2 protein-coding genes are annotated in these 1,561 nt (G+C 70.5%); one reads left to right on the top strand and one right to left on the bottom strand.

The genetic code is table 11. The features are described 5' to 3' along the window. Window positions 1-28 precede the first annotated feature (28 nt). Complete coding sequence (locus tag E0504_RS31525) at window positions 29-1,153, bottom strand: IS630 family transposase (RefSeq protein WP_235015138.1); 1,125 nt, start codon at window positions 1,151-1,153, stop codon at window positions 29-31. A 70-nt stretch (window positions 1,154-1,223) separates the two neighbouring features. Here E0504_RS31525 and E0504_RS31520 point away from each other — a divergent pair. Beyond that, the coding region (locus E0504_RS31520; protein WP_112109405.1) for a hypothetical protein at window positions 1,224-1,561 on the top strand (338 nt) is incomplete at its 3' end.

The following is a 1,561-nucleotide window of genomic DNA, read 5'->3' as shown; positions in this document are numbered from 1 at the left end:
CTAGTGGTCGTCGCCGTTAGTTCGTCGGTTATGCGGCGAGGCTGAGGCGGTTGGCGGTCTTGAGGAGATCGGCGCGGGTGTACTTCCAGCCGAACGGGGCCGCGGTCTGGTTGTAGAGGTCCTGGAAGCCCAGGACCCGGTCGCCGAGTGCGTCGAGGTCGGCGAAGTCGCCGCGTTCGATGGCCTTGCGTTGCAGGATCGAGAAGTAGATCTCTACCTGGTTCAGCCAGGAGGCGTGGATCGGCAGGTGGATGAGCGTCGCGGTCGGGTAGGCCGAGCTCATCCGGCGGATCGAGGTCTGGCCGTTGTGGGAGGAACCGTTGTCGACGATCCAGAACACCCGCCGCGCCGAGGCGTAGGGCTCGCAGGCCATGACCTGGTCGACGAGCCGGCCGAACGGGGCGATCCCGGTGGTCGGCTCGATCCGGCCGATGACCTGCGCGCGGTGGACGTCGTAGGCGGCGAAGTAGGCCACCGTGCCCCCGCGTTTGTACTCGAACTCGACGCGCGGGCCGTGACGGGGCTGGGCAGGCGCGGTCGGGTGGCAGCGGCGCAGTGCTTGCAGCTGGGACTTCTCGTCCGCCGAGATCACATAGTCGTCCTCGCCGAGCGGTTCACCGTCCCAGGTCCGGGCGTAGAGATCGAGGACCCGGGAGGCCTTCACGACGAACGCCGGATCCCTGGGGAAGATCCACGAGCGGTGCTGCCAGGGGCGGATCGCGTCGCGGGCCAGCCAGCGCCCGACCGACGACGCCGACACCGCCGCCACGATGCCCTGCCGGGTCGCGTGGCGAGCGAGTTCACCGTTCGACCAGCGTTCCAGCGGCACGCCGACGTCCGCGGGCCGGGTGCACGCCAGTGCCTTGACCTCGGCGACCTGCACCGCGCTGAACCGGGCCGGCCGACCCGAGCGGCGCCGATCAGCCAGCCCGGCGAGCCCTTCGCGGGCGAACCGGCCTCGCCACTTGCCGACGGTGTCCTCACAGACACCGAGATCGGTAGCGATCGCCGTGTTGCCCGCACCATCGGCGGCGGCGAGCACGATCGCCGCGCGCAGCCAGTCACGGCGCGGCACGGTCATCGAACGGACACGGCCAGCCAGAACGGCGCGGACGTCGTCGGTCAGGGTGATCGCGGTGGCACGGCGAGACACCCTCACGGTCCTACCGGGCCAGCCACGCCCCACAGGCACACCACGACCAACCCCCGGCCACAATCAGATCGTGGCGGGTATCCCGGAATCGACGAAGACCTCCCTGCGGCAGCGCCTCGTCGCGCACGCCGCCACGAACTGGCCCGGGATCACGGTGTCCACCCGCTACCGCGGCCCGTTCGCCTACATCACCGCGACCCACCCCGACGGCGACGACCAGCCCCTGTGCCGGCTGCGCTACGTCGGCTACGCCAGCCAGTGGGGCTTCTCGATCTGGCGGGCCAGCCACGACGACTACGCCGACTCCGTCCTGGCCGACGGCTCACCGACCGGAACCGCCGAAGCCGCACTCGACCTCGCCGCCGGCCTCTACCTACCCGCCACCACCCATCACCGACGAACTAACGG

This window comes from Parafrankia sp. BMG5.11 (assembly GCF_004337455.1).
Note: the sequence above shows the minus strand (reverse complement) of the source record. Positions and strands in the feature narration are given on the sequence as shown.